The sequence below is a fragment of the Flavobacterium fluviale genome, from assembly GCF_003312915.1.
Taxonomy (GTDB): Bacteria; Bacteroidota; Bacteroidia; order Flavobacteriales; family Flavobacteriaceae; genus Flavobacterium; species Flavobacterium fluviale.
The window spans coordinates 4,139,127-4,162,571 of sequence record NZ_CP030261.1 but is presented as its reverse complement, the minus strand read 5'-3'; the positions used below and the strand labels follow the sequence as shown (position 1 = coordinate 4,162,571).

The window sequence follows — 23,445 nt, the reverse complement described above, 5'->3', positions numbered from 1 at the left end:
AAAATAAAATTTATAGCCTAATAGTAATGAACACGAAACTACAATTTTTTTTCAATAAGTATATAAAGATGAAAAATCTTTACTTAATGATTTTATTAATTTTTTCTTTTAACGGATTCGCCTTAGGTCAATCTGCAAAAGATGTACAAATTAGCCTTAACCTAAAAGATGCCACGATTACGGAGTTTTTTAAAGCAGTAGAGCAGAAAACTACATTTACTTTTGTTTTTGATGAAAAAATATCTGGAACATCACAGCGCATTTCAATCTTTGCAGAAAAGGAGAGCCTTGACGGGGTACTGACCAAAATCGCAGCCAAAACGGGACTTTCTTTTAGAAAACTAAATAATACTATAACTGTTACTCATAATCTTCGAGCGCAGATGAATGTTCGAGGAAAAGTTTTAGACGAGAGCGGTATGCCTATGCCTGGAGTGACCATTCTGGAAAAGGGAACCAGAACCAGCACAATGACCGATATGGAAGGGAACTTCAGTTTTGCAGTTAATGCTTCGGCTGTTCTTGTGGTTTCTTACATTGGATATATTTCTCAGGAAGTTACGGCAAGCACTGGTTTAATCACAGTAACTATGAAGTTGGGTACAAGTGAATTAAACGAAGTTGTAGTAACGGCCTTAGGAATTAAAAGAGAAGAAAAACGATTGGGTTTCTCACAGCAAACTATCAAATCTGAAAACTTATCCCAAGGAAGGCCAAACAACTGGTCATCTGGACTGAAAGGTAAAGTGGCAGGCTTAAGTATAACCTCTACAGGTTCTGGACCTTTAAATTCACAGCAGATTACACTGAGAGGAAACAGATCATTAAGTCCTAAAGGAAATTATGCACTTATTGTAGTAGATGGAGTTCCAGTAAATGCTGAGATGACGACATCGGGTTCTACAAGTGCATACATGGGAGAAGATTCTCCAATCGATTATGGAAACGGAATTTCAGATCTAAATTTGGATGATATAGATGCGGTAACAGTCCTTAAAGGTGCAGGTGCAACTGCGCTTTACGGAAGCCGTGCGGCTAACGGAGCATTGATTATTACAACAAAATCTGGAAAGAAAAATAAAGGTTTAGGAATTTCTTTCAATACGGGAGCAACTTTCGATGTAATCCAAAGGTGGCCGGATTATCAATACAAATATGGACAAGGAACAGGAAATTCGGCAGATGCATCGGGTAACCAATATTATTCTTATGGAAATTCTGCTGATGGAACTTCAACCAGCGGTACCAGCAGTGCTTGGGGACCTGCTTTTACGGGTCAGAATTTCTATCAATACGATCCTGTATTAGAAGGACAATCGGCAGAAAGACTTCCATGGCAGTCTTACAGAGATAATCGTAAAGATTTTTGGAGAACAGGTGTCACATTAAACAATAACATATCGATTCAGGGAGGCGACAGCAAAGGATCAATGCGTCTTTCTGTTGGAAATCAAAAGAACGAATGGATTATGCCTAATACTGGTTTTGACAGAGTTACTGCTGCTGTAAATGCCAATTATCAAGTATCTGACAGAATCAAACTTGGAACTGCAATAAACTACAATACCAGAAATAGTGATAACCTGCCTTCTACAGGATATAATAACGGTTCTATTGCCTATTTTATGATTTTTCAGCAGCCTAATATCGATTTGGACTGGTACCGTCCAATTTGGGAGAAAGGAAAAGAACAGATTCAGCAGTTACATCCTTTTAGTTCGTTTATCGATAATCCGTATCTAATTGCTTACGAGGCAACAAATACATTAGACAGCGATCAGATTGTGGGGAATATTTTTGCCAATATTACTTTGTCTTCCAATTTAGATTTGATGCTGCGTTCTTCAATGAATACTTATAATCAGACAAGAGAACAAAAAAGACCGTACAGTATTAATAGATATGCGAAAGGATTTTATGAAAGACAGGACGTTTTCAAACAGGAAATCAATTCAGACTTTCTGCTTTCTTATAAAAAAGACTTTGGAAATAAATTCTCCCTTGCGGCTTCAGCAGGAGGAAATGCCATGAGTTATAAATATAGGCGAACAGAAGCTGAGGTAACGGGTTTGGTTGTACCGGGAGTTTATAAACTTTCGAATGGTTCAAGCGCACCAATTCTGACTTTGGGCGATGCTTATAAAAAAATGAGCAGTTTATATGGTTTAGTTTCTATGTCATATGGAGAAATGCTTTTTGTTGACATTACAGGAAGAAACGACTGGACAAGTACGCTTCCTGTAGAAAACAATTCATTCTTTTACCCTTCAATAAATACAAGTGCCGTTATTTCTGAAATGGTTGCACTTCCAAAATCAATTGATTTTTTAAAGTATAGACTTTCTTTTGCTCAGGTCGGAAATGATACAGAACCCTATAAAACGCAGAAATATTACGGACAGAGTGCTTTTCCAAGTTCTGCCCAGACATTAACGGTTTTGTATAATGATCATTTTAAACCAGAAATTACCACAAGTTTTGAGACAGGTTTTGAAATTAGAATGCTTCGAAACAGACTAACAGCAGATGCTACGGTCTATGAAAGTGTGACAAAAAACCAAATTATTGATATTCCAATGGATTTCTCAACGGGTTACAGTGGCGCAGTCTTAAACGGAGGAAAAGTAAGAAACCGCGGTATTGAGCTTATTCTTGGCGGAAAAATTATTGATGGGAACAATTTTAAATGGAATTCAACCTTAAACTGGTCACGCAACTGGAATAAAGTAATGGAATTGCCAGAAGGAATTGATGGACAGCAGATAATTGGTACTGGAGGAACAGCATCAATCATTGCAAAAGTCGGCGGTACTACTAGTGCTATTTATGGTTTTGGCTTTGTGAGATCTCCAGAAGGCAAAATTGTGTATGATAATGCAGGTCTGCCAGCTTATCCTGAAGAAATACAATATATTGGCGATGCTAGTCCAAAGTGGAAAGCAGGTTTAACCAATAGTTTTTCAATTGGAAATTTCACAATGAATGTAACTGTTGACGGTCAGTACGGCGGTATTATTTATTCGCAGACACACCACAAACTTTCTGAGCAGGGAAAATTAAATTCTAATGAAATGGGCAGGGCAGATGGTTTCATCATCGGAGATGGTGTAGTTCAAAATGCCGACGGATCTTATTCTCCAAATACTAAACAAGTAGCCACTGCAGACTGGTACGTTCGTTATTACCGAAGAGCCAATATTGAATCCAATTCTTTTGATGCTTCGTTTGCAAAACTTCGTGAAGTCAGTCTTCAATATAATCTGCCAAAAAGATGGCTGAAAAATACTGGACTTCAGTCGCTGCAGTTTTCAATTTTCGGAAGAGATTTAGCGACTATTTCAGATTTCCCAATCTACGATCCCGAAACAGCGGCACTAAACGGAGATACCATTCTGCCAGGTATAGAAATGGGCCAGATGCCTTCTCCAGCTACTTATGGTTTTAATTTAAGTTTGACTTTATAATAAGACAATGAAAAAGATAAAAATTACAGCAGTAATCCTATTACTAACAGCAATTTCTATTTCCTGCACAGGAAGTTATGAAGAGCTTAACGAGAACCCTAATCTTATTACAGAGATAAGTCCGGGAACTTTATTAAATCCAATCATTTACGGAATTGCGTCGCAAAATGCATCGCAGAGTGTAGATGTTACTTTTAATTTAATGCAGGTTTCACTTCCTTTTCCAAGTATCACCGGCGGTCTGCACCGCTATGACGTGAGCAATAACATTGGTAATTCGGCATGGAATAATTATTACAAATGGCTCAATAATATCAGAGAAATGCGAATGGCTTCGGCAAAAGCAGGTGACGGAAATTATGAAGCAATAGCACTGACTCTTAACGCATTAGTTTACGCCAACCTTACAGATCTTTTTGGCCCTGTACCAATGACTGAAGCCGCTCGCGGAGAAGATGGTATTTTATATCCAAAATACGACAAACAAGAGTTTATTTACGAAACACTTTTAGCCGATTTAGAAAGAGCCAACACGCTTTATGATGCGAGTAGAGCAATGATTTATACAGAGGATATTTTGTTTCAGAATAATGTTTTGAAATGGAAGAAGTTTACCAATTCTTTGAAAATGAGATTGCTTTTGAGAGTTTCAAACAGAACAGAAACTGGGGCCTTTGCAAAACTGGCTTACATGGCAGACCATCCAGAAGTTTATCCTGTTTTTACCAATACTGCCGAAAGTGCTATTTTAAAAGTGACAGGAGTTGCGCCAAATGTTTCTCCGTGGGGAAGACCTCAAGATTTTAACCTGAATATAAAAATGGCTTCTTTTTTTATAGATAATTTAAATACACTTGAAGATCCAAGAAGAGCCATAATTGCAACAGGCGCAACAGCTTTGGTTACCAATGCGCCAATTGGATTTAAAGGAATTACTAGTGCTTATGAAGGTTCAGATTCTCAGTTTAAGTACAATGCATCAACCCTTTTGAATGTGCAGGCACAAAACCCAATGCAGATCTTTCTTTTGACTTATGCTGAGGTTGAATTTATAAAGGCAGAATTAGCACAGAGAGGTCTTATTACAGATGCGGCAGGGCACTTCGAAAAAGGCGTGAGGGCAGCAATAGAACAAGTTAAAGCAGTAACACCAGCAGCTTATTTTAATAAACCAGAAGCACAATACGACGGAACTTTAGAAAGAATCATGCTTCAGAAATATTACGCTTTATATTTTACAGATTATCAACAGTGGTTTGAATACCGCCGAACAGGATTTCCAGTACTGCCAAAAACCACTGCGATGCTGAATGACGGAATTATGCCGTCAAGATTTACGTATCCAGATAATCAGCAGATTAAAAACAATGCAAACTATCTAGAAGCCGTTGAGATGGTTGGAGGTGACAATATCAATACTAAAGTTTGGTGGGACAAATAAATTTTAAAAATGAAAAACACATTTATATTTAGCGCGGCAATGTTTTGTAGTGTTATAACAGCACAAACAACCGTAAAAGGAATCGTATTTGAAGATTTAAATCAAAACGGTAAAAAAGAAAAAAAGGAAAATGGAATTGCCAATGTTGCCATAACAAACGGACGCGAAGTCGTTTTAACTGATAAAAAGGGAAACTACGAACTGCCGCTTCAAAATGATGCAATTATTGCAGTTATTAAACCTTCTGGGTATAAAATTCAGGTTAATAAAGACAATCTGCCTCAATTTTTCTACAATCACAAACCTGCTGGTTCTCCTAAAGGAAAGTTTGAGGGTGTTGCTCCAACAGGAAAACTTCCAGAGTCTGTAGATTTTGGATTGATTCCGCAAAAAGAAACTGCCGATTTTACAGCTCTTGTTTTTGGAGATCCACAGCCGTATACGCTGGAAGAAGTTGATTTTTTTACAAGAGGAATTGTTTCTGAAGTGGAAGGAATTAAAAATATTCCGTTTGGATTAAGTATGGGAGATTTGGTTGCAAATGATCTTAGTTTATTCAATCCCTACATTCAGGCCGTAAAAAAAATCGGAATTCCATGGTACAATCTATTAGGAAACCACGATTTAAATTTTGATGCCAAAGCAGATAATTTAGCCGATGAAACTTACGAAGCGCATTTTGGTCCTGCCAATTATGCTTTCAATTACGGCAAAGTGCATTTTATCATACTTGATGATGTTTTGTATCCAGACCCAAGAGATAATGAAGGTTACTGGGGAGGTTTTACGGAAGAACAAATGCAGTTTATAGAAAATGATCTTAAAACTGTACCAAAAGAGAATTTAATTGTTATGGCTTTTCATATTCCAATCAGCGAGCCAGATCCTAAAGATGATTCCTTCAGGGACAATGACCGCCAAAAATTATTCGAACTGCTGAAAGATTTTCCAAATACACTTTCACTTTCTGCTCATACCCACTTACAGAGACAAGATTTTTTCGATAAAAAAGACGGCTGGCTGCAAGAAACCCCTCATCATCATTATAATATAGGAACAACTTCTGGTGACTGGTATTCAGGCAAACTGGATGAAAAAGGAATTCCAATTTCTGTTATGAGGGACGGAACACCAAAAGGATATGCTTTTATTCATTTTAATGGAAATAAATATACAGTAGATTATAAAGTCGCAGGAAAACCAGACAATTACCAAATGAAAGTTTTTGCTCCAAAAGTAGTGGCAAAAGGAAAGCGTACCAAATCTGGTGTATTTGCTAATTTCTTTATGGGAAGTAAAAAAGATAAAGTTGTTTACCGCGTTGATCAAGGCGAATGGAAAGGAATGGATTATGTAGAAGTACAGGATCCGTCGTATGTAGAATTAGTTTACGAATGGGAATTGTCAGAAGTATTGATGCCTGGAAAACGTTCATCAGATCCTGAAAAAAGCACACACGTTTGGAGAGGAAATATTCCGTCTGATCTTGCCATGGGCGAACATACAATCGAAATAAAAGCTACGGATATGTTTGGTAAAACCCACACCGCTAACACAAGTTACAGAATTGATAAAGCAAAATAATTGATTTGGAAAGATGTTAAAAATCAAAAAGATAAGTTGTGTTGCACTAATCGTTCTGGCAATATATTCCTGTGATAGTCAAAAAAACATTACTTCAAAAAACAGAATAGAAGTTCAGGGACACCGCGGTGATCGCGGTAACTTTCCAGAGAATTCAATTCCTGCTTTTATCAGCGCTGTAAAAAAAGGAGTTGATGTTGTAGAACTAGATGTTGTGATTTCTAAAGATCAAAAAGTAGTCGTTTCTCATGAACCTTTCATGTCTTCGAAATATATGCTGGACGTTGAAGGAAAGCTTGTTACGAAGGAAAAACAGAAGAGTTACAATCTTTATGAAATGACTTATGACAGTATTAGAAAATTTGACAGTGGTTCTAGAGGAAATGAAGCTTTTCCGCAGCAGCAAAAACAAAAAACTTACAAACCGTTATTATCGGAGGTGATTGATAGTGTCGAGCAGTATATTTCAAGAAACAATCTGAAATCTGTAAGATATAATATCGAAATTAAATCTGAAAAAGCGGAATACGGTATAAGTCAGCCGGAACCTGAACAGTTCTGTCAGTTAGTAATGAAGATTATCAAAGAGAAAAGAATGGAAGATAAAATAAGTATTCAGTCTTTTGACCCAGAAGTTTTAAAGGTGATGCATAAGATGTTTTCTAAAACAAAAACTGCTTTTTTGGTTGGGGAAGGCAGTTTAAGAAAGAACCTTTCGAAGCTTGATTTTTATCCTGAAACTTATAGTCCTAATTTTAAATTAGTCAATAAAGAAACAGTTGATTCTATTCGAATGCTGAAAATGAAAATCATACCCTGGACCGTTAATAATGAAATGGATATTGATCGAATGTTACAGCTGAAAGTGGACGGAATTATAACAGATTATCCTGAAAAGGTATTGAAAAAGTTATAAAAAAAAACGTAACAAGTTTCAAATTAAATCTAATGAAATGGTGATTTAATTTTATTTAATAGAAAATAAATTATGCAAGGAATTGATTCCAGAGAATATCGAATTTTAGCTGCTGCTTTTGATAAACTTGAAAGCGTTTCGAATAATGCCACAAGTAAATTGGAAGAATCCGACTATTCTAACACAAAAAAAAATATGGAGGAACTTGATGCGCTGTATTTCAGATTTCAATCATTATGCAGTGAGCTTGGAAAATGTATTCAGGAATATGAAGTGAAAAAAAAGACATTGCGCAGTTTGATTAATAAAAGTAATCGAAAATTAGTTTCGGAACTTCACAAAAATAAAGCGGTGAATCCATTATAAAAAAGTATTTTGTACTTAGTGTATTCTTTTTCAAATATTTGAGTGTGTTATGATTCAATGACAAAACTTAGACTGGTGAAACGTATTTAAAATAGTCTAATCTTTTTGAGGTAAAAAAAGTATCTTCAATCTGAAACTGCCACTATTCTGCCATATAAATTTCGAGCGGCTTAAAAAAATTAAAAGCAATGTAAAAGATAGAACCTGCGACTCGTAGGATTTTCAAATAACTAGGTTTAATAAGTTTTTAAAAAGGGTAATCAAAAAATAATTTCTTGCAGGCAATAAAATTGGTGTATAAAAAAAGTCCTAATTTTCATTAGGACTTTTTTTGTGGGGAGAGCAGGATTCGAACTATATCGCTCAAACCCGCATCTACGCTACGTTTTTATGATGTCTTAAACCTAAGTGCACCGATTCTTCACCCGAACTATAATAGTCGCTTTTTTAATATTTAACTAATTGATATTCAGTGATATTATTCTGTGTAATTTGATTGTAAAGATATCAATATTTTTTATTATTGATAAATTTAAATTTAGATGCTTCTCAGATGGAAACTCTTTTGAAAAATTCCTTAACTTTTTGTTGTAAAAAGGTAACAACACCAGATCTAAAAGTCTTGCCTCCCAATAATGGTAATAATCTCTATTCGCTCATCTCCATTTATTCGGTAGTAAATAGTATCGACACCGCAAACACAATAACGATATCCTTTTTTGATGTGGTCGGCAGATGGAAATAATAATGGATTTTGTTCTATTTTGTCAAAACAATCGTAAAACATATTGAAATAGTGATCGGCCTGATCCATTCCGAACTTACCGACACCATAGTAATAAATTCTTTTTAAATCTTCTTTGGCTTCGCTACTTAAATAATAGCTATACATCCCCTAAATCCTTTTTAAACTCCGCTAACATTTGTTCTTTAGTTTGTTTTTTTACAAAGCCACTTTTTTCTCCCTTATCTAATTTAGCTCTTACAAAGTCATAGAACTCTTCTTGTGAACGTGCTTTTTTTATTAAATAGTTAATGGCTTCACTTTTACTGCTAAACTCTTCTGCATTTACCTGTTTTTTTAACCATTCTTCATTAGGAGCAGTTAATGATATACTTTGTCGTGTCATAATAATAAAAATTATTTTGGTGTAAATTTACACCAAAATTTTTAAAATAGGAAAAGATTCGGTTAAAAAAACTTGAATGTAAAAACCGCCTTAGTTTTTACTTACAAAAAAGGTATCAACTCCACTTTCAGCAAGCACAGCTTTACTCCCAAAAGAAATGTGTCTTTTGCCGCCCAGTCTCTGGATGATCAGCTCCCGTATTCTTTTCCCGCAAGGATAATTAAAGGAGTGTTAGCTGTTTTGTATTTTCTTGAAGCATCGTAAATACTCATTTCTTCGCCTGTTGGAAGATATTTGGTATAGCCCCCTTCTTTATCTGCTAAAGCATTTTTAATACGGACGTTGGCAAAAGTTACTCTAACCATAATTTCATCATGACCGCGGCGGGATCCGTAAGAATTGAAGTCAGCTTTTTGTACATTTCGGCTTAACAAATATTGTGAGATCTTGTTAATAGATTTTTTGCAAAAAAAATCCCTTTAAAAGATTTCGCAATTAAAGGGATTTAGTTTAAGTTTAGTTTTGCCTTAGTTTTCAAACAAAGCACTATTTAAAACTACTGCCGCCTGCTGTATTGAAACTTGTACTGCCGGAATGTGAGCAATTGGATTCAATAAGCCGTAATCGTGGATAAAACCTTTGTATTCGGTAATGGTAGTTGGAACACCTGCCTGATCTAATTTTCGTGCATATGCTAAACCCTCATCATATAAAATATCATTTTCTGCTACTTGTACCAATGCTGGCGGAAGACCTTGCAGCTCTTCAAGTGAAGCTTGTAAAGGAGAAGCGTATTTATTTTTACGGTCTTCTTTTTTAGGCAGATAGTTATCCCACATCCATTTCATCAAAGGAGTCGTAAGAAATCTTTCCTGAGCAAATTTAGTATATGACGGACGGCTGAAATCTGCATCAGTTACCGGCCATAGTAGCACCTGCTGTAGTAATTTAGGACCTTTTTTATCTTTTGCCATTAGAGCCACCACAGCAGCCATATTACCGCCGACGCTGTTACCAGCAACCGCTAATCTAGTGCCGTCTACACCAATTTCTTTTCCATGTGCAGCAGTCCATTTTGTAGCGGCATAAGCTTGATTAACAGCTATAGGAAAACGGGCGTCTGGAGCAGGGGTGTAATCAGGGAAAACTGCCACAGCACCGCTGTGTACAACCAAATCTCTAACCAATCTTCTGTGGGTTGGATAATCTCCCAAAACCCATCCGCCTCCGTGGAAAAACATAAAAACAGGTAATCCGTCTTTAGCGCCTTTAGGTTTTACAATATGCAGTTTCACTGTTAAACCGTCCTGTGTAATTGTTTTTTCAGTTTCTTCGATATCGGAGTAATCGTAAGTTACAGAATTTTGAGCCCCTACCAAAACGAGTCTTGCTTCTTCTGGAGTCATTTGTTCTAACGGTTTTCCATTACCACTGTTTAAAACTTTTAAAAACGCACGAATATCTTTTGATATGTTGGGGTCTTGTGCTGCCGGTGTTTTTTGCTGTGCTGCTGCCGTGTTAAGCATCAATGCTAGTGCTGATAAGGCTATGCCTTTAAAGAATGAATTTTTCATAATCTATATTTAAATTGCTATTTTTTGATGAGACAAAGGTATGTCGCAACAATAGCTCTGTATAGATTAAAAAGTGGATTAAAATTGTACTTTTTTCCTTTAAAGGTGTATTTTATTGTTTTTTGAATTCTTTTCTGAAATTGGCTGGTGTATTTCCAAGCTTTTGCGCGAACATTCTGTTGAAATAACCCGGATCTTCATATCCAAGCTGATAAGCGATTTCCTTAATGCTTAAATCTGTATAATATAGAAGCCGTTTGGTTTCAAGTATAATCCTGTTTTTAATTATTTCGTTTGGATTCTCCAGATTCAGTTTTTTAAATTTATGGGATAAAGTTTTAGGAGCCAGGTTCATTAGGTCAGCATAATCGGCAACAGCATGTTTTTCGCGAAAATGAATTTCGACCAGGCGGCTGAAGTTTCTGAAAAAATCGTGCTCTGAGGTCTGAAGCATAATTTGGTGATTTTCCAGATTTTGTTTTTTCCATTCTCTTGTTGCCTTTAAAATGACCTGTTTTAAGTAGACGCGGATCAGTTCTTCTGATGAAGAATCTTTCAGCTCAATCTCTTCTTTAATTTGAGAGAATAATTGCTGCACAATTACCGTTTCTGATTCATCAAAAGCTACTTTCGGAATTTCGAAAAGATTATTGAACAATAATCCATCACAGGCAACTTCAGAGTCATGGATCTGAACACAATAAAAATCCCTATTATAAAAGATTAAGTGAGCAGGTGTATTTGTGGCTTTAACTATGGTAAGGAACTGATTGCTGTTTACAAAAAATACAGCCGGTTTATCCAAATCGTATATTTTAAAATCGACACTGATAATGTAATGGGCAGGCACTAACAAAACTTTAATGAACGGACGGTAAAAATTATTATTAATTAATTCCAAATCCTGATCGTTAAAAGTATTACAGCCTAACTTTTTGTATTTTGATTCAAATACAAGTTTATTATTTTCCATCCTTAATGATATAAATCTTTTTTTGCTCGTTATATTTTCAGCTTTCGTATTTAGTAGTGCTTCAACTTAGTAATTCCTTTAAACCTTTGTTTTTTTTAACTACTGACTTTTTCAAATATAGAAAATAATTTAATTCCCTGCCGGCATTCCAAGAGTCGGGCTGGAAATAGTAAGCGTCAGGCACTGCTATGTATTTGCACTTTACATGATAAGATAAATGTACAATGATTTTATTGCTGACAATCTTCCACGTTTATCCTAAAATTTTTGATGACTTTGAGAGCATTTTGTTCAATGAATTAGAAGAACTAAGCAGGTTTAAACCACTACTTATGTGAGTAAATTTATAAAAGAGAAATGAATTTCTGTTTTGTAGTTGTATTGAGTTTAAAATTTTGAATACAATAAGTATATGATTGTCAATTGTTTGATTCAAATAATTGAAACATTTGAAGTGAATTTAATTTCAATTAAAAAAAAAACAGACAGACAAGTTTGTCTATATTGTTTTTTTGTTATAAGTTTGTCCTGTCGAATAACACAAAATGTATTAATCGAAATAAAGGACTCAAAAAATAATAACATTTAATTTATTAAAATCATGGAACAGAAACATCCACTACCGCCGTTTACATTTGAATCAGCACTACAGAAAATCCAATTTGCAGAAGATGCATGGAATTCTCAAGACCCTGTAAAAATTTCTAAAGCTTACACTATCGACAGCGAATGGAGAAATAGAGATAAGTTTGTAAACGGGAGAGACGAAATTGTTGAATTTCTTGCCGACAAATGGACAAAAGAACTTCACTACACGCTTAAAAAGGAATATTGGGCTCATACCGATAACCGTATCGCAGTAAGATTTGAATATGAGTTTATGAATTCAGAAGGCAATTGGTTCAGAGCATACGGAAATGAAAACTGGGAATTTGACGAGAATGGCTTGATGGCAAAAAGATATGCCTGCATCAACGATTTAGCGATCAAGGAAGAAGACAGAAAGTTTAAGTAATTGAAATATACTTGGAAAGTGGAATTAGTTATTGGGATTTACTGCGTCTGCTAATTCCACTTTTAAATATGCTGAACAGCAAAAAAACGCTGGGGTTTATTTATAGGCAGTAAGAGAAAAGAATTAAAAATTTAAAGAAAACAAGTTATGAAAATATTTAGACAGCTTATTTTAACAGTTGGAGTTTTGACGGCAGGGGTGTTAAGCGCACAAAATAGCTTGACCCGCAAAGTGATTACGCCAGGTCCTTCAGCAGAATCAACAGTTCAAGCGGATGCTCCTGTAGAAAAACAAAATTTAAAAGTGGAGAAAAAATACCCGCTGCCGCCCTTTACCTTGGAAACGGCACTACAGAAAGTGCAGCTTGCTGAGGATGCTTGGAATTCACAGGATCCTGAAAAAATCTCTAAAGCATATACGATTGACAGCGAGTGGAGAAACAGGGATAAATTTGTCAACGGGAGAGAGGAAATTGTAAACTTTCTTGCAGGTAAATGGAAAAAAGAGCGAAATTATAAGCTGAAAAAGGAATACTGGGCTCATACAGACAACCGTATCGCTGTAAGATTCGAATACGAATATATGGATGAGAAAGGCAATTGGTTTAGGGCTTACGGCAATGAAAATTGGGAATTTGATGAGAATGGGCTGATGGCCAAGAGGTATGCCAGCATCAATGATCTGTCAATCACAGAAGAACAGCGTAAGCTGAAATAACTATAATCTTTAGTGTACGCAGGATAAGCGGGGTTTTTTTTATTGCAGCTGGAGATGTTTTTTGCTATGCTGAATGAAGGACTTTTTTCAGCAGGATTTCAATCAATAAAATCACCAGACCATACGGTAATAAATAGACAGACAAGTTTGTATGTGTTAAAATTAGTTGTATATTTGTTTAAAATAAATCAGCTTATGATATCTCCAAAAGAAAGAATTATGGATGTAACCTTTGGTCTGTTCGCTAATCAGGGTTATAATTCGACTGGTATTAATCAGATTATTTCCGAAGCTAAAGTAGCTAAGGCCAGTTTCTACCAGCATTTTAAATCCAAAGAGGATTTGTGTGTTGCGTTCTTAAACGCAAGACATACATACTGGTTCGGTGAGCTCAATAGTTTTATAAACGACAAGAAAGGTGTAAAATCAAAGGTATTGTCATCATTTGATTTTTTAATTCATATGAACTCTAAGGAGAATTTCAGGGGGTGCAGCTTCTTGAATATTTTATCCGAAATTCCTGTTGACAATATCAAAATACTTACTGTAATCCAGGAACATAAGAAAGACCTTCGCAATTTTTTTTCCGATTTGATAAAAGATAATAGTGTATCGGATCATGTATACATGCTGTTTGAAAGTTCTATAATAGAAACTCAGATGTTCAAGTCTAATGAATTGATAGAGAAGTCTAAAATGATAGTCAGCAGTCTGATAGAATAAATTATCCTGCCATTTTTGGTCATTTCTTCAACTTAGACTGGCTGTTAGGTAAGTTTTGGAATGACAAAATCAACAAATAACTGTTTAACTTTCAAATTTTATTAATGGGGGGACTAACGGAGGATATGCAGCGCTCCAAAAAGAGAATATTTATCAGAAAGGCATGCATTCTTTTTCTTTTGATTATTCAGTTCATTTTTTTGTTCGCTATCTTTAAGGAGAATGAACAATCGCTCTGGATATCAATTTCTTTCATGGTTATCTGTCCCTTGATCCTGGTGGCCTATCTGAGGGGACAGATCCATCATTATGATCACCAGTACGAACATATACTGGTTGTTTTGTGGATTCCTGCAGGTGCAGTGTCTTCATTTTATCTAAATCATTATTTGGAATTGGGTCCTGTAATGTCAGCATCTGCAATTGGGGCAGCGGGGTCTTTCATTCCTGAAATTAAAAGGCAGTCACATTATCTAAAACAGGTGCCGGCAGTTATATACTGCGGTGCATTCATTGGAATGTCAAGCACTCGCGTGGCACCGGATATCTTTTTTATTCTTGCAGCAAGTTTTTTTACCGCTGTACTGATCCTGGTTTCTAAAAGCCTTTTTTCGGGAGTCGGTGGGAAGCTTGGTACCTTGGCATTCACAGGTGTTGTAATCACTTCATTTATTTATTACCTTATTTCATGTTATGCTTAATGAATTCATACTAATTTTAATAGGTTTCAGCGGTGCGGTCATTACATTCTATGTAAATGAAGGCATAAGACAGGGGCCTGTTCGTGCATCGGCACTGCTGTCATTTGCTGTGACACTGGTTATACGTTCAAATGTTCTGAATCTTGCACCCTATTTGCTCCAGAATATACCTTTGGTATTTATCGGTTCATCTTTCATCGGGATGGTTTCCAGCCGATTGATTTCAAATTATTGTACTATCGGAGCTGCAGGCGTGATTTTCTGTATCATCTTTCTCAATACAAGCCGTTTTTTTCATGGCTTTGGAGGAGCGCTGGGTACCTCTGCATGCATTTCCTTATTAATCATTTTAAGTATTCCCATCGTTACAAAAAAGCACAGGATAACAAATGGATTTGCATTGTTTAGAAAGACACTGTTTGGAACAAAGAGTGAATAACCGCTGGGAAATTTCTTATCGTAATACAGTTTCGAACCTAAGCTTGTTAGATGTTGATTTTGCTAAGTTTTTAATTTTCCAAAATGCCAAGTGCCACGATCCTGCCACAAATATAAACTAGGAATCTTTAGACGGTCTTAATTTCAGGTAGCAAAAGATCTCAATTCCATGCAAAGATTACTTACACTATTATCTATTTCCAGAATAATTTATATTCGATCTGCTAATGGGGGAGGTCCAGTTTGTTTCTTAAAGAAGTGACCAAAATGCGTAGGATCGTCAAAAGCGTCCGCTGCCCTACAGGTTCTAGTTTTTGCCTTTGATTATTGGCAGGCTCACGGCAAGTTTCAGACGCCGCTGACTGCTCACAGTTCCTCTTTCGAAGTCATTATCAAACAGCTCTGATTTATAATTGGCGGTGGAGAACTGCTCAAACTGAAAATCAAAATTTCTGCGCTGGGGAAATCGTGCGGCAATGGCAGTCCGGATTTTTTTATCCAATCCATCAGTTGCCTGGGCTTGTGTTTTACTAAAAGTGCATACGAGCAGCAGCAGATAATGCTTTTTTTTTAAAGGGTTCCCTTTGGATACAGCAGCTAGGGACTTTTTTAAGATTGTTTTCATAAGACAGATAAGGGGCAATGATAATTCATAAGCAGGTGTTTGGTTGTAATGGCAGGGAAGGAATTTGAGGTAAGAGTTTTTTTATTATCAGGAACGATACAGGAATTGATTTCCTATCTGATGAATGACACAGGAGGTGTTTTTGCAAAAAAGGGACAAAAGATAAGCTCTTTTGTCCCCAATGATAACTCTTATGAAGATCAGCAGTTAGTAAAAAAATTGTTCAAAAACTATTTTGCCTTCCTGCACCTTATACACGCATATTTCATCCATTGTGAATCGGTCTCTGCCTTTAAAAGACATATCAGCTGACCAGGAAACTGTAAAGTAATCCCCTGCAATAACCGGGTCTGAAATAACACGCCCATGAACCTGCTCAACTAAAGATTCAAATAATTCTGATTTTTTCAAAATTTGCGGCAGTCCTTCTACCGTTTTTGGCAGCAGGAAATCATTAGCTTCTACGCTTACGCAGTGATCGGCATATAATTGTGTTTGTGTTTCATAAAATTTATCCTGACGAACCAGTTCTATAAATCTGCCGGCAACTTCTTTTGTAGTTAAAATTGTTTCTTTCATTTGATGTGATATTTATTTTAATAATCTTCTTTCAGATGGCAAAGTTAGGGCATAGAGCTTACCATTTGATAGTAGTTTCCCAAAGGAAAGCGCTTCCTTTTAGGAAAGTTTATTACCTTTCGAAAATGAAAACGACAGAAGAAAAAATAACTCAAGACCCCGTACAATGTGCCCAATCACTTAGGAATGTAATTGATGCTATGTTTGTTTTGAATGGAAAATGGAAACTGGCACTGATCCTCTGTATTTCTCAATCCGCAAAGCGTTTTTCTGAAATACAAAGCGAGGTGCCCATATCCCCTAAGGTTTTAGCGAATGAACTAAAGCATTTGGAATTAAATAATTTTATAAAACGAAACGTTTTTCCAACGACTCCGGTTACTATTATTTACGAGGCGACAGAGTACTGTATGACCTTAAAAAATGTAATATGTGAATTGGATCAATGGGGAGAGAAGCACAGAAAGGTTATAACAGGAAAATAAGAGCCCCTGAATTAGAACTAAGGTGTTCAAATGCAGAAAATTTAGCACCAGTAGAGTTTACTGGACCAAATTCAAGTCACGTCCCTTTCTTGTTGCTTGAACTTGTTTTTTGAGTTGCAAACTTGTCAGTACTAATAACAGGGGTGAGGAGCTTTGGGCTTATTTTTAGATTATTCAGCAATTGATTGCTGAAAAAAAATATTGAAAGGTAAAACATTAACGGAGCTAAAAAGTCTTTTTGAAAACGTAAAAGTCCAGCTTGAGGCGGCGGCAGTTAAATAATTTTACTTCTTGCAATTCAATCATATTGAAACCAATGCATTTCTGGATTGGTTTTTATGCATTATCGTTCATCGATTCATAGCTGTTGCGGATAATTTGCCTGCGATGTTCGGTTCCCCATTCCGATAGGCTGCGTATGACAGAAGTTAATTTTTTACCATGATCAGTAAGTTCATAATTAATCGCAATTGGATGGGAATCTATAATTTTTCTGCTTACCAATTTATTGATTTCCAACTCCTTGAGTTCCTTGCTCAGCATTTTGTTAGAGATGCCTGTTACATCACCCAGTAAATCTGAAAATCTTCTCTGGCCGTTGTAACAAAGTGAGGCCAGTACTGATATCTTCCATTTGCCGCTTAAGACATACATTGCATCATTTACAGCTCTGACATGAGCATTACAGTCATTATTTTCATTTTTTTCATTCCCCATACGTTACTTGGTTTACTAAAGGTTACAATTACTTTTTTAAACTTTGTTACAAAAGTATACAAAAGAGAAATACTTTTGTAAATTAATAAGAGAATTTTAATCATGCTGAACAGGAATAAATTGCAATTTTATTCCTTCAGTTAAAAAACTAAAAAATGGAACAGTTTACACTGACGGTTAAATTTACCGCTAAAAAGGAAAATCAGGAGCAATTCAAACAAGAGCTTATCAAACTTTTCGATATAATCAACGAAGAGGAAAATCTAGTTAGTGCGGTCATTCATCAGAATATCCAAAAACCGGAAGAGTTTCTGGTTTATGAAATCTGGAATGATACCGTTGAACATTTTCTAAACGTGCATCTAAAAAAACCGTATGCACAAGAATGGGACCAGCTGCTCTTAGACATGGATGTGCTGCGTGAGCCGTCTATTTACGTTCCTTTTGGCAAGTACGGTAAAGAAAATAAGACTTCATTATAGATAATAAACGCATTTATATCCGGCATGTTTCCACGCCGATTTATTAAGAATGAAGTAAAACACAGCCTTCAAAGTCATTAGATTTTGAAGGCTTTTTCGATAGGCCTGGGCAGTGTAATGCTGGATTATCTTTCCCCGCGCATTATCATCAGCACTTCAGTCCAGCTTTTTACCCTTTGGTGCTGATGCTTGTCCAAGTTATGATATGCATCAAACATTATTGCTTTACCATGACAGTAATCTAGATTTTTGCAGTGGTCGTCAATCAGGTAATCTGTCTTGATGATGTTTTTATCCCCGCACAATACAATGTTGTTCCATTTTATAAACGGAAAATGTTCGGCAAGCCACTGCTGTTTTTCAAATAAGGAAAGAGGGAATTCCATAGCTGCCGATACAATATATACATCAAAATCTTCCATTAACTTCTTTACAGCCTCTACAGCACCTTGCATCACGGGAATGCTTCTAAAAAATCCTGGTTCATTTAAGTACGCTGTAGTTCTACTCTCTAGTGTTTGAGCACCTTTTGGTTCGATGATATCGCTTCTGGTAAGCGTAATTCCGGTTTCCGTAAGATACCTTCGCAAAAAGTGCGATTCTATATCGGCAAGCACGCCGTCCATATCTATTGCAATCGTTTTTTTCATGTCTAATAAAATTTATTATACAAATTAAAGTAAAATATCGCATAATATTGCAATGTTTTACGATATTTTTATGTGTAGATTTGCATAAAGCAGTTGTTATGATTAAAAAAGGAAGACTCGATACCATATTGGAATTGGTAACCAAAAACAGGACAGTATCCCATAGTGAGCTTAGTGAGATACTAAATGTGCATGAAGATACGATACGCCGGGATATTAAAATACTCTCAGATAAGGGGCTGCTGTCGGCGGTAAGAGGAGGTGCGGTTTCACATGCGCCCATACCGCATCAGTTTCGTGATAGAGAGAAGCATATTATGGAACAAAAGAAGATAGCCGCATCCAAGGCCGTTGAATTGCTGCAGGATGGGCAGGTGGTATTTCTGGATGCAGGATCCTCGGTTCAGATCCTAGCGGAATTGATTCCTCTTGAGCGAAGACTAACAGTAATAACACACAGTTTCCCAGTTGTCAGTGTGCTTGAAAACCATCCCAATATTGAGATTCTTTTTGCTGCCGGCAGATTCGATAAACAGACCTGTGCTGTGATGGGACATGAAACAATTCAATTTTTTAAAAACTTCCGTGCAGACATATGTTTTAACGGTATCTGCAGTATAAATACCGATTTAGGCCTGACAACGGTAAGCCGTGAGGAGGCCGCAGTAAAACGCACAATGATGGAAATGGCAAAACAGAATGTCGCCTTGTCAACCCTTGATAAACTTCATACTGCCGAGGCCTATTTTATTTGTCCTGTTAACAGCCTGAACGCAATTATAACTGATGCTGACCCGGATCACAAGATGCTGGATGTTTTTAAGCAGTGCGGCATAGCGGTTTATTGAGCTGTTTTTTTTAATTAAAAGTTAAATCGAATGAAAAAATTAAACTCCGCTTTGCATGCGGAGTTTTATAATGATTCATGTTGATACTGCTTTATTGCAATAGCAGTGCACTTAATTGAATGGAGTTTTACCTTAAAGAGTAGTTAAGGTAACCGCCGTCAGCGATTATCTCTGTTCCTGTAATAAAACTTGCTCCATCGGATGCCAGAAATAACACTGTTTTTGCAATTTCATCTGGATTACCTAACCGCTGCAGTGCAACAGCATTTGCCATAATTTCTTTGGCATCTGTACTCAATACGCTGTCAAGTCCCGGGGTCGCAATAGGACCAGGACTGATAATGTTGACACGGATCTTGCGGCCGGCGAGTTCATTTGCCGCTATCTGGGCAATTTTACTCAAAGCTGCTTTAGTAGCAGAGTACACCGCTGTTGCGATATTGGATGCTGTTGCAACTGTTGATGAAGTGAATATGACCGATGCACCGTCAGCCAAATGAGGCAGTAATTTTTGCAGTGTGAAGAAATGTCCTTTGACGTTTGTGTTGAACTGGGCGTCAAAATCTTCTTCAGTAATCAGGCCGATGGGAGCAAATACGCCTATCCCTGCATTAAGGAACAAAACATCTATTTTGTCTTTGTTTTTAGAAAAAGATTCTTCTAAAAGAGATAATTCCGAAAGCTTAGAAGTATCGCATACTATTGTTTTTAGTTTAGAACTGCGGATCTCAGCAGCTGCTTTTTCTAGATTTGAAGCGGTGCGTCCTGTGATCCATACATTTGCATCTGCCTTGATAAACTCGCTTGCAGCCGCAAAGCCTATACCTGTAGTGCCCCCAGTTATAAGAACATTTTTGTTTGAGAAATTCATTCCATGTGTTTTAATAGATTATACTGCAAAATTAAAAGATTGAAGTTTATTATGGTTACTTTGTAACAAAAAGTAACTGTAACTTAGAAGTAACTAAGTTACGCATAGGTTATAAAAAATCTTAGGCGAAGCACCTAAGGCAGTATTGTGTAAATTTATAACACCATTTAAAAAGATGACAAACATATCTACAAATAAAAAACTGCGCAGATAAGATTTTTACTATTAGTTCGTTTTTTTAAATTATTGCTTTTTTTTGGATGTCAATTTTAGTTTGGCAGACAGCATTTAATTAAAAGATTGTCTGAATTCAAGGGGAGAAAGATTGGTTTTTATTTTAAAAAGGCGGCTGAAAGACTGTGGATGTTCAAACCCTAATCCGTAAGCAATTTCAGCTATGGATAAATCAGTAGTCGATAATTTTTCTTTTGCCTTTTCAAGAATTTTCTGATGGATATGATGCTGTGCACTTTCCCCGGTAAAGGACCGAAGCATGTCACTTAAATAACTGGCTGAGATATTCAGCTTTTCAGCAAGACTCTGGACAGTAGGGATTCCTGCTGACGCCGCTTTTTCATTATTGAAGTGGTTGTCTAAAATTTCTTCGAGTTTTTCAAGCAGGGTATTATTGGCAGATTTACGCGTGATAAACTGTCTTTTATAAAAGCGGTTGCTGTAATTCAGCAGTAGTTCGATCTGCGAAACAATAACATCCTGGCTAAAATCATCTATCCTGCTGTTTAACTCTTCGTCCAGAATGGCCAAAATTGACATGATTGTTGTTTTTTCCTTCTCTGATAAATGAAGCGCTTCGTTTGCAGCATAAGAAAAGAAGCCATATTCCCTGATTTTTTTCGCAAGGGGGTAAGACAGAAAAAAATCAGGATGGACAAGCAACAGGAAACCCGAATTTGCCTGCTCGGATGGAGACTCGAATAGCTGTCCGGGTGCCGTAAACACAAGACCTCCCTCGCCAAAATCATAATAGTTTTGTCCGTATTTAGCCTTGCCGCAAAGAAGGGTTTTGTAAGCAATTTTATAAAAATTTAAAACTATAGACCTCGGCAGTCCGTGTGCGTCAAATTTCATTTCTTTGATGTCTATAAAACTAATCATAGGATGTAAGGGCTTTTTAAGACCAAACACCTCATGGAAGTCAGATAGAGATTCAAATTTATACAAACTATTTTCTTCTTTTTTCATATCGCAAATTTATAGAATTCCTTCGTTAGTTTTTACCATGGAGTTTCTCCCGTTTCCGGATTGTATTCCTCGCTTATAAATTTCCCCGTAGGTCCCCCGGCATCAAGCATTGCATATTTGGCAATGCGTGTTCCAGCTTGCTGAACCGTTCCAGTTCCTCGATAGTTGTTAAAATCGGTTGCAACAAAACCGGGACAGACGGCATTTACTTTAAAATTGGTCTCTCTTAATTCGTATGCCAGATCTATTGTATACATGTTCAGGGCCGCTTTCGACGCCGGGTAAACAGCTGCTTTGTGAGTATAATATTTCCAGCTGGGATCGCTGTGCAGTGTCAGGGAACAGCCGCTGGAAGACACATTTACAATACACGGCTGGGAAGATTTTTTAAGTAAATCTATAAAGGCCTGCGTCACTCTCACCACACCGTAAAGATTGGTTTCAAAAACGTCTTGAAACTGGTCGATACCTGCTTGAAGTGCTGATTGCGGCCAGCCTCCGTTAATTCCGGCATTATTGATCAGGGCATCAAGTGAATCCGTTTTGCTCCCTATTTGGTTTCGTGCTTCTTTTACAGATTGTGCATCTGTGACATCTAATTGTACGGCCTCGGCATTTTCCAATCCTTCTGCCTTTAGTCTTTCTACAGCCGCTATACCATTTTCAAGCGAACGGCTTCCGATGTAAACGAAATATCCTTCTTTTAGCAGCTGACGTGCTGTTTCGAAACCAATACTTTTATTAGCGCCGGTTATTAATATCTTTTTCATCAGCTTTAATTTGACTGGTTGTAGGTTTTTGCAAATTCTTTAGCAAAGTCAGTTAGTTTCACTTTACCCAATACAGGCTTATTAAGATAAAAATCGGTGTATAAACTGCCGTCCCGCTGTGCCGCCTGCATTTTTACAAAACCGTTGGCAATCCATTCATTCACTCCAGCTGACAGCATGCCGGAAAGCATTTCTTCATCTGAAATTACAGACCATTCCAAATCCGGTTTTCCAATTGCCGCACCTATTATTCTGGCCGTTTCATTCGGCGAGATTTCATCACTGGCCAGGTAGCGTACAGTTCTTCCCTTAAATGGATTTTCGATTTCTTCGACAATAGCCGCTGCAATGTCCAAAGGGGAGACCCAGGGTTCTTTTTTATCTCCTCCGTAACTTTGTATTATTTTGCCCTGTGTTTTTATCGTCTGCATGTATCGAAATATATTATTGTAAAAACCTACAGGCCTCATAAATTTAATAGAAACAGCATCCGGAAGTTCTTTAAGAATGTTCTCTACGGTGTTATGAAGATAAAGGCTGCCTGTTCCCTGGTCTGTGTGTGCCCCAATACTGCTTAGATGTATAATGCGGGTTACTCCTGAGCGCAGGACGGCTTGTTTGTAATTGCTGCCAATTCTTTTAAAAGCAGCTACAAAGTCAACATCTTTGTCAAAAATACTGCCGATGCCTTCCCATGCTTCCATAAGATAGACAACATCTGCTTCCTTAAATGTATGGGTTAAAAAGTCAGCGTCCTGCATTTTACCGATTGCCGCTTTAGCGCCCAATGTTTCAATTTCTATTTGTCTTTCGGCTTTGCTCGATATAACTGTTACCGAATGTCCTTTCTGCACCAGTTCAATTACCAGCGGTTTTCCAATGTTCCCTAAAGAACCTGTCATCACTATATTCATAAATTATTACTATTGTTTTGTTGGGACAAAGTTCAGTATCAAACACAATAAACACATAACTGAATAAAGGAATATTGTAACCGTTTTTAAGGACACAATGTTAGTAATGTTTCGAACCTAAACTTCTTAAGATTTATTTTTCGAAGTTTCTAATTTTAAAAACATCCTGCGCAGCGATTCTGCCGTAAAACTTAGAATTGTGAATTATCTTTAAGTTAGTTAGTTAGTTAGTTAGTTAGTTAGTTAGTTAGTTAGTTAG

At 36.7% G+C, this 23,445-nt stretch carries 25 protein-coding genes and 1 pseudogene; 13 read left to right on the top strand and 13 right to left on the bottom strand.

Annotated elements, in window-relative coordinates; genetic code table 11:
- Positions 1–86 precede the first annotated feature (86 nt).
- The 5 genes from HYN86_RS17985 (at position 87) to HYN86_RS17965 (ending at position 7,771) form a co-directional block, all read left to right on the top strand.
- Positions 87–3,464: a SusC/RagA family TonB-linked outer membrane protein gene (locus HYN86_RS17985; protein WP_230406393.1), complete on the top strand. Its 3,378-nt coding sequence runs from the start codon at positions 87–89 to the stop codon at positions 3,462–3,464.
- A 7-nt stretch (positions 3,465–3,471) separates the two neighbouring features.
- Positions 3,472–4,905 carry a SusD/RagB family nutrient-binding outer membrane lipoprotein gene (locus HYN86_RS17980; RefSeq protein WP_113679297.1) on the top strand — a complete coding sequence of 478 codons (1,434 nt, stop codon included), beginning with the start codon at positions 3,472–3,474 and terminating at the stop codon, positions 4,903–4,905.
- A gap of 9 nt (positions 4,906–4,914) precedes the next feature.
- The gene (locus HYN86_RS17975) at positions 4,915–6,489 is read left to right on the top strand and encodes a calcineurin-like phosphoesterase C-terminal domain-containing protein (RefSeq protein WP_113679296.1); all 1,575 of its coding nucleotides are present in this window, start codon (positions 4,915–4,917) and stop codon (positions 6,487–6,489) included.
- A gap of 13 nt (positions 6,490–6,502) precedes the next feature.
- Complete coding sequence (locus HYN86_RS17970) at positions 6,503–7,405, top strand: glycerophosphodiester phosphodiesterase family protein (RefSeq protein WP_113679295.1); 903 nt, start codon at positions 6,503–6,505, stop codon at positions 7,403–7,405.
- 72 nt (positions 7,406–7,477) lie between these two features.
- The gene (locus tag HYN86_RS17965; RefSeq protein WP_113679294.1) at positions 7,478–7,771 is read left to right on the top strand and encodes a hypothetical protein; all 294 of its coding nucleotides are present in this window, start codon (positions 7,478–7,480) and stop codon (positions 7,769–7,771) included.
- Positions 7,772–8,384: 613 nt separating this feature from the next.
- Here HYN86_RS17965 and HYN86_RS17960 read toward each other — a convergent pair.
- The 5 genes and pseudogenes from HYN86_RS17960 to HYN86_RS17940 form a co-directional block, all read right to left on the bottom strand.
- Positions 8,385–8,663, bottom strand: coding sequence for a type II toxin-antitoxin system RelE/ParE family toxin (locus HYN86_RS17960; protein ID WP_113679293.1), 279 nt, complete (start codon positions 8,661–8,663; stop codon positions 8,385–8,387).
- The gene (locus HYN86_RS17955) at positions 8,656–8,901 is read right to left on the bottom strand and encodes a ribbon-helix-helix domain-containing protein (RefSeq protein WP_113679292.1); all 246 of its coding nucleotides are present in this window, start codon (positions 8,899–8,901) and stop codon (positions 8,656–8,658) included. The genes HYN86_RS17960 and HYN86_RS17955 overlap by 8 nt, the downstream gene beginning before the upstream one ends.
- 191 nt (positions 8,902–9,092) lie before the next feature.
- Positions 9,093–9,341, bottom strand: a pseudogene (locus HYN86_RS17950) (hypothetical protein); the annotation flags it as partial.
- Positions 9,342–9,428: 87 nt separating this feature from the next.
- Positions 9,429–10,475: an alpha/beta hydrolase gene (locus HYN86_RS17945; protein WP_205334615.1), complete on the bottom strand. Its 1,047-nt coding sequence runs from the start codon at positions 10,473–10,475 to the stop codon at positions 9,429–9,431.
- A gap of 112 nt (positions 10,476–10,587) precedes the next feature.
- Positions 10,588–11,448: a helix-turn-helix domain-containing protein gene (locus HYN86_RS17940; RefSeq protein WP_113679290.1), complete on the bottom strand. Its 861-nt coding sequence runs from the start codon at positions 11,446–11,448 to the stop codon at positions 10,588–10,590.
- 601 nt (positions 11,449–12,049) lie between these two features.
- Here HYN86_RS17940 and HYN86_RS17935 point away from each other — a divergent pair.
- The 5 genes from HYN86_RS17935 to HYN86_RS17915 all read left to right on the top strand — a co-directional run bounded on the left by HYN86_RS17935 (position 12,050) and on the right by HYN86_RS17915 (position 15,043).
- Entirely contained in the window at positions 12,050–12,463 is a 414-nt protein-coding gene (locus tag HYN86_RS17935) for a nuclear transport factor 2 family protein (protein WP_205334614.1), read from the top strand.
- Between the two features lie 303 nt (positions 12,464–12,766).
- Positions 12,767–13,180 carry a nuclear transport factor 2 family protein gene (locus tag HYN86_RS17930; RefSeq protein WP_113679992.1) on the top strand — a complete coding sequence of 138 codons (414 nt, stop codon included), beginning with the start codon at positions 12,767–12,769 and terminating at the stop codon, positions 13,178–13,180.
- Between the two features lie 195 nt (positions 13,181–13,375).
- On the top strand, positions 13,376–13,903 hold the full coding sequence (locus HYN86_RS17925; RefSeq protein WP_113679991.1) for a TetR/AcrR family transcriptional regulator: 528 nt from the start codon (positions 13,376–13,378) through the stop codon (positions 13,901–13,903).
- 104 nt (positions 13,904–14,007) lie between these two features.
- Positions 14,008–14,604 carry a hypothetical protein gene (locus tag HYN86_RS17920; protein WP_205334613.1) on the top strand — a complete coding sequence of 199 codons (597 nt, stop codon included), beginning with the start codon at positions 14,008–14,010 and terminating at the stop codon, positions 14,602–14,604.
- Positions 14,597–15,043, top strand: a complete 447-nt coding sequence (locus HYN86_RS17915; protein ID WP_205334612.1) for a hypothetical protein — start codon at positions 14,597–14,599, stop codon at positions 15,041–15,043. The genes HYN86_RS17920 and HYN86_RS17915 overlap by 8 nt, the downstream gene beginning before the upstream one ends.
- A 306-nt stretch (positions 15,044–15,349) precedes the next feature.
- Here HYN86_RS17915 and HYN86_RS17910 read toward each other — a convergent pair whose 3' ends face one another.
- Together HYN86_RS17910 and HYN86_RS17905 are read right to left on the bottom strand one after the other, a co-directional pair.
- Positions 15,350–15,667 carry a hypothetical protein gene (locus HYN86_RS17910; protein ID WP_113679288.1) on the bottom strand — a complete coding sequence of 106 codons (318 nt, stop codon included), beginning with the start codon at positions 15,665–15,667 and terminating at the stop codon, positions 15,350–15,352.
- A 207-nt stretch (positions 15,668–15,874) separates the two neighbouring features.
- Entirely contained in the window at positions 15,875–16,246 is a 372-nt protein-coding gene (locus HYN86_RS17905) for a SnoaL-like domain-containing protein (RefSeq protein WP_113679287.1), read from the bottom strand.
- 125 nt (positions 16,247–16,371) lie between these two features.
- Here HYN86_RS17905 and HYN86_RS17900 point away from each other — a divergent pair, with 125 nt between their 5' ends.
- Positions 16,372–16,731, top strand: coding sequence for a winged helix-turn-helix transcriptional regulator (locus HYN86_RS17900; protein ID WP_113679988.1), 360 nt, complete (start codon positions 16,372–16,374; stop codon positions 16,729–16,731).
- 336 nt (positions 16,732–17,067) lie between these two features.
- On the opposite strand, the gene HYN86_RS17895 is transcribed toward HYN86_RS17900, so the two are convergent.
- Positions 17,068–17,448: a winged helix-turn-helix transcriptional regulator gene (locus tag HYN86_RS17895; RefSeq protein WP_113679286.1), complete on the bottom strand. Its 381-nt coding sequence runs from the start codon at positions 17,446–17,448 to the stop codon at positions 17,068–17,070.
- Between the two features lie 155 nt (positions 17,449–17,603).
- On the opposite strand from HYN86_RS17895, the gene HYN86_RS17890 reads away from it, so the two are divergent.
- Positions 17,604–17,930 (top strand): putative quinol monooxygenase, encoded by a 327-nt coding sequence (locus HYN86_RS17890; RefSeq protein WP_113679285.1) that lies wholly within the window; start codon positions 17,604–17,606, stop codon positions 17,928–17,930.
- A 125-nt stretch (positions 17,931–18,055) separates the two neighbouring features.
- Here the strand turns inward: HYN86_RS17890 and HYN86_RS17885 are convergent, their stop codons facing one another.
- Positions 18,056–18,580: a 5' nucleotidase, NT5C type gene (locus HYN86_RS17885; RefSeq protein WP_113679284.1), complete on the bottom strand. Its 525-nt coding sequence runs from the start codon at positions 18,578–18,580 to the stop codon at positions 18,056–18,058.
- Between the two features lie 98 nt (positions 18,581–18,678).
- Between HYN86_RS17885 and HYN86_RS17880 the strand changes: the two genes are divergently transcribed.
- Positions 18,679–19,428 carry a DeoR/GlpR family DNA-binding transcription regulator gene (locus HYN86_RS17880; protein WP_113679283.1) on the top strand — a complete coding sequence of 250 codons (750 nt, stop codon included), beginning with the start codon at positions 18,679–18,681 and terminating at the stop codon, positions 19,426–19,428.
- Positions 19,429–19,555: 127 nt separating this feature from the next.
- On the opposite strand, the gene HYN86_RS17875 is transcribed toward HYN86_RS17880, so the two are convergent.
- The 4 genes from HYN86_RS17875 to HYN86_RS17860 all read right to left on the bottom strand — a co-directional run bounded on the left by HYN86_RS17875 (position 19,556) and on the right by HYN86_RS17860 (position 23,186).
- Positions 19,556–20,299: an SDR family oxidoreductase gene (locus tag HYN86_RS17875; protein ID WP_113679282.1), complete on the bottom strand. Its 744-nt coding sequence runs from the start codon at positions 20,297–20,299 to the stop codon at positions 19,556–19,558.
- 288 nt (positions 20,300–20,587) lie between these two features.
- Positions 20,588–21,502 (bottom strand): helix-turn-helix domain-containing protein, encoded by a 915-nt coding sequence (locus tag HYN86_RS17870; protein ID WP_113679281.1) that lies wholly within the window; start codon positions 21,500–21,502, stop codon positions 20,588–20,590.
- Between the two features lie 32 nt (positions 21,503–21,534).
- Complete coding sequence (locus HYN86_RS17865; RefSeq protein WP_113679280.1) at positions 21,535–22,272, bottom strand: SDR family oxidoreductase; 738 nt, start codon at positions 22,270–22,272, stop codon at positions 21,535–21,537.
- A gap of 5 nt (positions 22,273–22,277) precedes the next feature.
- On the bottom strand, positions 22,278–23,186 hold the full coding sequence (locus HYN86_RS17860; protein WP_113679279.1) for an NmrA family NAD(P)-binding protein: 909 nt from the start codon (positions 23,184–23,186) through the stop codon (positions 22,278–22,280).
- Positions 23,187–23,445 lie beyond the last annotated feature (259 nt).

Bases quoted from the DNA above. Each gene is read 5' to 3' on its own strand.
- HYN86_RS17875 (WP_113679282.1), bottom strand. From the start codon at position 20,299: ATGAATTTCTCAAACAAAAATGTTCTTATAACTGGGGGCACTACAGGT.
- HYN86_RS17935 (WP_205334614.1), top strand. From the start codon at position 12,050: ATGGAACAGAAACATCCACTACCGCCGTTTACATTTGAATCAGCACTA.
- HYN86_RS17910 (WP_113679288.1), bottom strand. From the start codon at position 15,667: ATGAAAACAATCTTAAAAAAGTCCCTAGCTGCTGTATCCAAAGGGAAC.
- HYN86_RS17860 (WP_113679279.1), bottom strand. From the start codon at position 23,186: ATGAATATAGTGATGACAGGTTCTTTAGGGAACATTGGAAAACCGCTG.
- HYN86_RS17975 (WP_113679296.1), top strand. From the start codon at position 4,915: ATGAAAAACACATTTATATTTAGCGCGGCAATGTTTTGTAGTGTTATA.
- HYN86_RS17885 (WP_113679284.1), bottom strand. From the start codon at position 18,580: ATGAAAAAAACGATTGCAATAGATATGGACGGCGTGCTTGCCGATATA.
- HYN86_RS17940 (WP_113679290.1), bottom strand. From the start codon at position 11,448: ATGGAAAATAATAAACTTGTATTTGAATCAAAATACAAAAAGTTAGGC.
- HYN86_RS17905 (WP_113679287.1), bottom strand. From the start codon at position 16,246: ATGAAAGAAACAATTTTAACTACAAAAGAAGTTGCCGGCAGATTTATA.
- HYN86_RS17985 (WP_230406393.1), top strand. From the start codon at position 87: ATGATTTTATTAATTTTTTCTTTTAACGGATTCGCCTTAGGTCAATCT.
- HYN86_RS17865 (WP_113679280.1), bottom strand. From the start codon at position 22,272: ATGAAAAAGATATTAATAACCGGCGCTAATAAAAGTATTGGTTTCGAA.
- HYN86_RS17920 (WP_205334613.1), top strand. From the start codon at position 14,008: ATGGGGGGACTAACGGAGGATATGCAGCGCTCCAAAAAGAGAATATTT.
- HYN86_RS17965 (WP_113679294.1), top strand. From the start codon at position 7,478: ATGCAAGGAATTGATTCCAGAGAATATCGAATTTTAGCTGCTGCTTTT.
- HYN86_RS17980 (WP_113679297.1), top strand. From the start codon at position 3,472: ATGAAAAAGATAAAAATTACAGCAGTAATCCTATTACTAACAGCAATT.
- HYN86_RS17900 (WP_113679988.1), top strand. From the start codon at position 16,372: ATGAAAACGACAGAAGAAAAAATAACTCAAGACCCCGTACAATGTGCC.
- HYN86_RS17880 (WP_113679283.1), top strand. From the start codon at position 18,679: ATGATTAAAAAAGGAAGACTCGATACCATATTGGAATTGGTAACCAAA.
- HYN86_RS17945 (WP_205334615.1), bottom strand. From the start codon at position 10,475: ATGAAAAATTCATTCTTTAAAGGCATAGCCTTATCAGCACTAGCATTG.
- HYN86_RS17890 (WP_113679285.1), top strand. From the start codon at position 17,604: ATGGAACAGTTTACACTGACGGTTAAATTTACCGCTAAAAAGGAAAAT.
- HYN86_RS17925 (WP_113679991.1), top strand. From the start codon at position 13,376: ATGATATCTCCAAAAGAAAGAATTATGGATGTAACCTTTGGTCTGTTC.
- HYN86_RS17915 (WP_205334612.1), top strand. From the start codon at position 14,597: ATGCTTAATGAATTCATACTAATTTTAATAGGTTTCAGCGGTGCGGTC.
- HYN86_RS17960 (WP_113679293.1), bottom strand. From the start codon at position 8,663: ATGTATAGCTATTATTTAAGTAGCGAAGCCAAAGAAGATTTAAAAAGA.
- HYN86_RS17870 (WP_113679281.1), bottom strand. From the start codon at position 21,502: ATGAAAAAAGAAGAAAATAGTTTGTATAAATTTGAATCTCTATCTGAC.
- HYN86_RS17970 (WP_113679295.1), top strand. From the start codon at position 6,503: ATGTTAAAAATCAAAAAGATAAGTTGTGTTGCACTAATCGTTCTGGCA.
- HYN86_RS17895 (WP_113679286.1), bottom strand. From the start codon at position 17,448: ATGGGGAATGAAAAAAATGAAAATAATGACTGTAATGCTCATGTCAGA.
- HYN86_RS17955 (WP_113679292.1), bottom strand. From the start codon at position 8,901: ATGACACGACAAAGTATATCATTAACTGCTCCTAATGAAGAATGGTTA.